This is a genomic window from Kitasatospora sp. NPDC057223 (assembly GCF_042669755.1).
Taxonomy (GTDB): Bacteria; Actinomycetota; Actinomycetes; order Streptomycetales; family Streptomycetaceae; genus Kitasatospora.
This window is the reverse complement of sequence record NZ_JBHUWW010000105.1, coordinates 25,506-32,508: the sequence shown is the minus strand read 5'-3', so window position 1 is coordinate 32,508 and position 7,003 is coordinate 25,506. Positions and strand designations below refer to the sequence as shown.

Sequence of the window (7,003 nt, the reverse complement as noted above, 5' to 3'; positions counted from 1 at the left end):
GCCCGTCATCCGTACCGGTGGCGACCCCGCCTCCCGCACCCCGCCCGAAACCGCCGCCTCATCAACTACCGACATCACACACTCCTCATCCATCGTTTTTCTTCATGTGTCGGGCTTCCTCGCCCCCGCATTCCGGGAGGGGAGTCCCCTGCCGCGTCCGGCCGCTACGGCGGCTGGTCGCGGCGCATTCTGGCTGCGAATTCCTGCCAGGCCTTCGCGCATTCGACGGCCGCGAGGGCGACCGTGCCGGCCCGGTAGGCCGGAACCGATTCCGCGAGACGGTCCCACTGGTGGGGCAGGTGCATTTCGAGCATGCGCAGCAGCAGGCGTCCGGCCTCGGTCTGGCGCAGGGAGGGGTCGTTGCGCAGGCTGGTGAAGACCCGGCCCAGGTCGGCCGGGGGCCCGGCGGCGGGGTCGGGCGCCTTCGCGGCGTCCTCGCGCGGGCGGGCCCGGCGCTGTCTCGCGGCGGCGCTTCTTCGGCGGTGGGCCTGCGGGAGCGGGTCCTCGCCGCGGTCGAGGCGGGCCCGCACGTCGCGCACGGTGCCGGGCGAGATCCCGGCCTGGCGGGCGATCTCCCGCAGGGACGCCTCCGGGGTGGCCGCGATCAGCTGGCTGGCCGCGAGGCGCCCGGCGGTGCTGTCCAGCGGCCTGACCCTGCCGTCCTGGCCCACCCGGGACTGCGGTGCGAGGTTCCCTGCGCCGGTGCGCCGGCGCAGGGCGGCCACGGTCTTGGAGGAGAGCCCGGCGACGGAGGCGATGGCGCGGTCCGACCACTGGGGGTGGGAGATCATGATGCGGGCCGCGGCCGCGGCCCGCTCGGCGAGGGTCAGCGGCAGTCCGTGGCGGCAGTTGGAGCGGACGGCGACGACGAAGGCGTCCTCCGGCGTCCCGTCGAAGAACAGCACGTCCACCAGCGCCTGCTCCTGGAGGATGGCGGCGCGCAGCCGGTGCATCCCGTCGATGACGCGCATCGTGGAGCGGTGCACCAGGATCGGGGGGAGGTCCCCGTCCAGTGCGCCGAGGGCGCGGGCGTGGTCCAGGTTCTCCCCCGACATGCGCGGTGAGTCGGCGGGGAGCAGCATTCCGATCGGCACCCGCTGCACGCTCTGGTCCTCCGCTTCGCGCGGTCGGCCCGCGTCGTGGCCGGACGCAGGCATGGTGTCGGCTTGGACGGTGTCCATGGTCGAGAGCACCTCCTGGGGTACCGGTCGTTGCGGAAGCCGGCGGGCGTGGGCGGATCGGTTGAGCCGCCACCGAGATTACGTAACGATCGTTCGGTTTTCTTGGTCGTGAGGGACTCCCGGGGCGATCTGGGCAAGTCGGCCCGGCCGGGCGGGTCCTGACTGCGCAACCGGGGAGTTCCCCGGTTGCGCAGCCGGGGGTCAGCGGGCGGGCGCCAGGACGTCGGCGGCCATGAACTCCCGCAGCCAGGAGCGGAATTCCGGGCCGAGGTCCTCCCGTTCCCAGGCGATGCGGACGGTGGCCTTGAGGTAGTCGGAGCGGTCTCCGGTGTCGTAGCGCCGGCCGGAGAAGACGACGCCGTGCACGGGGCCGCCCTCGTTGGTGTGGGCGAGTTCGCGCAGGGCGTCGGTCAGCTGGATCTCGCCGCCGCGCCCGGGCTCGGTGCGGCGCAGGACCTCGAAGACCGCCGGGTCCAGCACGTAGCGGCCGATCACCGCGTAGTTGCTCGGGGCGGTGCCGGGTGCGGGCTTCTCGACCAGGTCGGTGACCCGTACGGTGTCGCCGCTGCGGTCGTGGCGCACGACGGCGCAGCCGTAGAGGTGGATCTGGGAGGGGTCGACCTCCATGAGGGCGACCACGCTGCCGCCGTGTTCCTCGCGGACCTCGATCATCCGGCTCAGCAGGGGGTCGCGGGGGTCGATGAGGTCGTCGCCGAGCAGGACGGCGAAGGGTTCCGAGCCGACGTGGGGGGCCGCGCACAGGACGGCGTGTCCGAGGCCGCGGGGGTCGCCCTGGCGTACGTAGTGGATGTCCGCGAGTTCGGTGGGGGCGCAGACGCGGGCGAGGCGGTCGGTGTCGCCCTTTCTGAGCAGTTCGGCCTCGAGTTCGTAGTTGCGGTCGAAATGGTCCTCCAGCGGGCGCTTGTTGCGGCCGGTCACCATGAGGATGTCGGATATCCCCGAGGCGACGGCCTCTTCGACGACGTACTGGATCGCGGGTTTGTCCACCACCGGGAGCATTTCTTTCGGGGTGGCTTTGGTGGCTGGCAGGAACCGTGTTCCGAGACCGGCGACGGGTACCACTGCCTTGACTATGCGGGCAGACGTGGAGGTCATGGCCAGAAAGCTATTTGATCGGTATTGCGCGGGGAAGAATTTGCCGTCCCGGCAGCGCGACTTGGGCATTTTCCGGCTGATCTGGCACGGGCTGCCCGGGCCCGTCTAGACTTCGCTGACCCCTTTGGTGCGCGAATCGCGGGGGGCGGGCGATCGGGGGGCGGGCGGACGTGGCGTCAGGGGCGGTCGACAGGAGCGGGTACGCCGTGGCGCCCGGTGCCTCGGCGGAGCTGGCCGCCCGGGCGGCGCGGCTGTGCGCCGTGATGGACTCGACCACCAACGCGCGGATCGCCGAGCACGGGCTGACCCGTGCCGACTTCGATGTGCTGGCGGCGCTGCGGGGGGCGGGGCCCGGTCACCGGCTGCGGCCGATGGACCTGTCGGCGCTCTGCCGGCTGTCCTCCGGGGGGACGAGCAATGTCCTGCGGCGGATGACGGAGTCCGGTTATGTGGTGCGTGAGGCGGACCTGCACGACGGGCGCAGTTCGTGGGCGCAGTTGACGGTGGAGGGGCTGCGGGTGGTCGAGGCGGTGCAGGAGGGGGTGGACGCGGTGCATTCGCGGGTGCTGCGCCGGCTTCCGCCCGGGGTGGTGGACGCGTTGTCGGCGTTGCTCGCGCAGGCCGTCGACGCTCTGGAGTCGCAGGCGCGGTGACCGGCCCGGGCCGGCGGGGGCCGGGCCGGACCGGTCAGGTCGTGGGGGTCAGGTCGTGGGGGTCAGGTCGTGGGGGTCAGGTCGTGGGGGTCAGGTCGTGGCGGGGGGCCGGGCCCGGGTGGGGCGGCGGGTGCTCAGTGCGGCGATGACGTCGAGCAGCCGCGCGGCCTGCGGGACGCCCTCGGTGCGCCATGATCCGATGGCGACGGTGGGGACGGTGTGGATGCGCAGGGCGCGGCGGGTGTGCTGCTGGGAGTGGTGGTGTTCGAGGGCGGCCTGCGGGGAGAGGATGCGGGCGCGGAACTCCTCGGTGTCCAGGCCGAGGTCGCCTGCTGTGGCGGTGAGTTCGGCGGGGTCGGAGATGTCGCGGGCGCCGTGGAAGTGCGCGTCGAAGACGCGGGTGTCCCAGGCCGGTGCGAGGCCGTGCTCCTGGGCGTAGCGGTGTCCGTGCATGGCGAGGGCAGTGCGGGGCAGGGCGATGGCGGGGACGGGGCCGAAGCGGACGCCGAGCCGTTCGGCCATGGGCAGGACGGAGTTCTCCCAGACGTGTTCGGGGTAGTCGGTCTTGCCGGTGGGCGGTACGCCGTTCTCGTGGAGTTCGTAGGGGTGCCAGCGGACGTCGGCCGGGGTGCGGGCCGTCACGTCGTCGATGACTTTGCGGGTCATCACGGAGAAGGGGCAGATGTAGTCGAACCATATGTCGATGGTGGGTTTCGTGGCGGTCAGTTCCATGGGGCGTCATCTCCGGGGGGCCGGTGCGGCGGCCATGCCGCGGGGTCGAGGAGCCGCTCGACGTCCTCCAGCGGTATGTGCAGCCAGTGCGGTCGGTTGCGGGCTTCGTAGGCGCTCTCGTACACGGCTTTGGCGAGGGTGTGGGCGCGCAGCAGTTCGGGGTGGTGGCGGGGGTCGCTGCCGGTGGCCAGGGCGTAGCCGTCGCAGAAGGCGTCCTGGCTGTCGCGGGCCCAGCGGCGCAGGTCGGCGGGGTCGGCGGGGCCGGGTTGCCAGGCGGCGTGGTGGGCGGCGTAGTCGAAGGAGCGGAGCATGCCGGCGACGTCGCTGAGCGGGGGGCGGGGCGAGGTGCGCTCGGCCATCGGGGTGGCGGGTTCTCCTTCGAAGTCGATGAGCTGCCAGGTGGGGCCGGAGCGGACGAGTTGGCCGAGGTGGAGGTCGCCGTGGACGCGTTGGAGGGTGGTGGCGGGGGTGAGGGCGGCGGCCTGGGCGTAGGCGTGGCGCAGGGCGGTTTCGTGGCGGGCCAGTTCGGGGACGGCGCGCAGGGCGTCCTCCAGTGCGGTGACCAGGCGGCCGGTGAGGCCGGCCGTTTCGCCGGGGCCGGGGCGGCGGGTGCCGAAGGCGGCCGCGAGGCGGGTGTGGACGGCGCCGGTGGCTGTTCCCATGGCGTGGGCGTGCTGGGCGAAGGACTGTCCGGGCCGGGTTTCGAGGTGGTGCAGTGCGGCGGTCCATCCGTCGACGGCGTCGGGCAGGTAGCTCTGCAGGACGGCGTAGGTGACGGGGGCTCCGCCGAGGTGCCCGTCGAGGACGGCGTGCAGGGGCGGGGTGAGGGGCGGGCCGGGGCGGCCGGCCAGGGCGCGGCGCAGTTCGACCTCGGGGTTGGTGCCGGTGTGCAGGCGGCGGAAGCATTTGAGCAGGTAGCGGTCGTCGATGACGACGGAGGTGTTGCTCTGTTCGGCGGTGAGGAGTCTGCTGGTGGCGGCCGGCCGGGCGGGGGGTCGGTGGCCGGGGATTTCGTGGCCGGGGGTGGTGCTCTCGGCGCGGAAGGCCAGGGGGGCGCGGGTGGTGTCCTGGGCCAGCAGTGCGAGGAGGTCGCGGACGAGTGCGTGGTCGGCGAGGGCTTCGTGGACGACGGTGTCGCCGAGTACGGCGATGGGGGGCGGGTCTTCGGGGCGGGGGCCGGGCAGGGCGGGGCGGATGCCGATGGGCACCTGGTAGTGCTCCGGTGCGCCGGCGTCGGCGAAGTGGGCGCGGGCGACCAGGACGAGTCCGCGGGCGGGGCCGCGGCTCGGGCCGGGCGGGCCGCCGAAGGGGTGTGCGGCGACGACGCTCACGTGGTCGAGGGGGCGGGTCTTTCCCGCGTACCAGCGCTGTGAGGGCAGCCAGGCGGTGAGGGCCCGTTCCATGGCGTCGCGGTCGAAGGGCAGGGGCGGGCCGCTCACCGGGGGTCCCCGTCGGGGCAGACGCAGAACCAGTAGAAGCCGTGGCCGGGCAGGCTGAGCTGGTAGGGGCGGTCGCCGATCGCGGGGAAGGCGGCGCCTCCGGTGACCTCGACGGGGACGATGCCGCGGTGTGCGCGCAGTTCCAGCTCGACGGGCTGGGGGTGGCGGGAGAGGTTGTTGACGCACAGCACGGTGGAGGTGGTGGCGTCGTCGCGGGTGTGGCGGCGCAGGTAGGCGAGGACGGCGGGGTTGGAGGAGGGGATCTCCTCGAACTCGCCGAGGCCGAAGGCGGGGTGGCGGCGGCGGGCGGCCAGCAGGCGGCGGGTGCGGTGCAGCAGGGAGGCGCTGCTGTCCTGCTGGCTCTCGACGTTGATCGCCTGGTAGCCGTAGACGGGGTCCATGACGGGTGGCAGGCTGAGCCGTCCGGGGTCGGCGCCGGAGAAGCCGGCGTTGCGGTCGGGTGTCCACTGCATGGGGGTGCGCACGGCGTCGCGGTCGCCGAGCCAGATGTTGTCGCCCATGCCGATCTCGTCGCCGTAGTAGAGGACCGGGGAGCCGGGCAGGGACAGCAGCAGGGCGGTGAACAGTTCGATCTGGTTGTGGTCGTTGCCCAGCAGCGGGGCGAGGCGCCGGCGGATGCCGACGTTGGCGCGCATCCGCGGGTCCTGGGCGTACTGGGCGTACATGTAGTCGCGTTCCTCTTCGGTGACCATCTCCAGGGTCAGTTCGTCGTGGTTGCGCAGGAAGATCGCCCACTGGCAGCCGGCGGGGATCTTGGGGGTGGCGGCGAGGATCTCGGAGACGGGGTACCTGGACTCCTTGCGCACGGCCATGAAGATCCGTGGCATCAGCGGGAAGTGGAACGCCATGTGGCACTCGTCGCCGCCGCGCTCGTAGTCGCCGAAGTAGTCGACGACGTCCTCGGGCCACTGGTTGGCCTCGGCGAGCAGGACGCGTCCCGGGTACTCCTGGTCGACGACCGCGCGCACCTGCTTGAGGAGGTCGTGGGTCTCGGGAAGGTTCTCGCAGTTGGTGCCCTCGCGGGTGTAGAGGTAGGGCACGGCGTCGAGGCGGAAGCCGTCGATCCCGAGGTCGAGCCAGAACCGCAGGACGTCCAGCATGGCTTCCCGGACGGCCGGGTTGTCGTAGTTGAGGTCCGGCTGGTGGGAGAAGAAGCGGTGCCAGAAGTACTGCTTGCGGACGGGGTCGTAGCTCCAGTTGGACGTCTCGGTGTCGACGAAGATGATCCGGGCGTCGGGGTACTGCCGGTCGTCGTCGGCCCAGATGTAGAAGTCGCCGTAGGGGCCGTCGGGGTCCTGCCGGGAGGCCTGGAACCAGGGGTGCTGGTCGCTGGTGTGGTTCATGACCATGTCGGTGATGACGCGCATGCCGCGCCGGTGGGCGGCGCCGACCAGGCCGGTGAAGTCCTCGAAGGTGCCGAACTCCGGCAGGACGGACTTGTAGTCGGAGACGTCGTAGCCGCCGTCGCGCAGCGGGGAGGCGAAGAAGGGCGGCAGCCAGAGGCAGTCGACGCCGAGCCACTGCAGGTAGTCCAGCCGGGCGGTCAGGCCGCGCAGGTCGCCGACGCCGTCGCCGTTGCTGTCCTGGAAGGAGCGGACCAGTACCTCGTAGAAGACCGCTGTCTTGAACCAGTCGGGGGCCGCGCCGGGGTCGCCGGGCAGGGCCTCCGGCCGGGTGTGGGCGGCGCGCCCGTCGGGGACGGCGGACGGGGTGCGGTCCGTGCTCACGTGTTCCTCCAGGTGAAGATGCGCGGCGGCGTGGCCGGGCGGGCGGATCGGTTGCCGCCGCGGGCCGGCGGGGGGTGCCGCCGGCGGGGCGCGGGCGCGCGGGTGCGGCGGGGCAGAGCGGGGCGGGTACGCAG

The 7,003-nt window shown here is 72.7% G+C and carries 6 protein-coding genes; 1 reads left to right on the top strand and 5 read right to left on the bottom strand.

The window, feature by feature from the left end:
* Nucleotides 1-164: 164 nt before the first annotated feature.
* A complete protein-coding gene (locus ACFUK0_RS29445; RefSeq protein ID WP_380255489.1) occupies nt 165-1,181 on the bottom strand; it encodes a streptomycin biosynthesis regulator in 1,017 nt (338 codons plus the stop codon).
* A gap of 201 nt (nt 1,182-1,382) precedes the next feature.
* Entirely contained in the window at nt 1,383-2,297 is a 915-nt protein-coding gene (gene galU, locus ACFUK0_RS29440) for a UTP--glucose-1-phosphate uridylyltransferase GalU (RefSeq protein ID WP_380255488.1), read from the bottom strand.
* 206 nt (nt 2,298-2,503) lie between these two features.
* On the opposite strand from galU, the gene ACFUK0_RS29435 reads away from it, so the two are divergent.
* Nucleotides 2,504-2,950, top strand: a complete 447-nt coding sequence (locus tag ACFUK0_RS29435) for a MarR family winged helix-turn-helix transcriptional regulator (RefSeq protein WP_380255487.1) — start codon at nt 2,504-2,506, stop codon at nt 2,948-2,950.
* Nucleotides 2,951-3,040: 90 nt separating this feature from the next.
* Here ACFUK0_RS29435 and ACFUK0_RS29430 read toward each other — a convergent pair whose 3' ends face one another.
* The 3 genes from ACFUK0_RS29430 to treS are packed head-to-tail and all read right to left on the bottom strand — an operon-like array spanning nt 3,041 to nt 6,803.
* The gene (locus ACFUK0_RS29430; RefSeq protein ID WP_380255486.1) at nt 3,041-3,682 is read right to left on the bottom strand and encodes a DsbA family protein; all 642 of its coding nucleotides are present in this window, start codon (nt 3,680-3,682) and stop codon (nt 3,041-3,043) included.
* Nucleotides 3,673-5,121: a maltokinase gene (locus ACFUK0_RS29425; protein ID WP_380255485.1), complete on the bottom strand. Its 1,449-nt coding sequence runs from the start codon at nt 5,119-5,121 to the stop codon at nt 3,673-3,675. The genes ACFUK0_RS29430 and ACFUK0_RS29425 overlap by 10 nt, the downstream gene beginning before the upstream one ends.
* The gene (gene treS / locus ACFUK0_RS29420; protein WP_380255492.1) at nt 5,118-6,803 is read right to left on the bottom strand and encodes a maltose alpha-D-glucosyltransferase; all 1,686 of its coding nucleotides are present in this window, start codon (nt 6,801-6,803) and stop codon (nt 5,118-5,120) included. The genes ACFUK0_RS29425 and treS overlap by 4 nt, the downstream gene beginning before the upstream one ends.
* Nucleotides 6,804-7,003: the final 200 nt, after the last annotated feature.

Bases quoted from the DNA above. Each gene is read 5' to 3' on its own strand.
- ACFUK0_RS29445 (WP_380255489.1), bottom strand. From the start codon at position 1,181: ATGGACACCGTCCAAGCCGACACCATGCCTGCGTCCGGCCACGACGCG.
- galU (WP_380255488.1), bottom strand. From the start codon at position 2,297: ATGACCTCCACGTCTGCCCGCATAGTCAAGGCAGTGGTACCCGTCGCC.
- ACFUK0_RS29430 (WP_380255486.1), bottom strand. From the start codon at position 3,682: ATGGAACTGACCGCCACGAAACCCACCATCGACATATGGTTCGACTAC.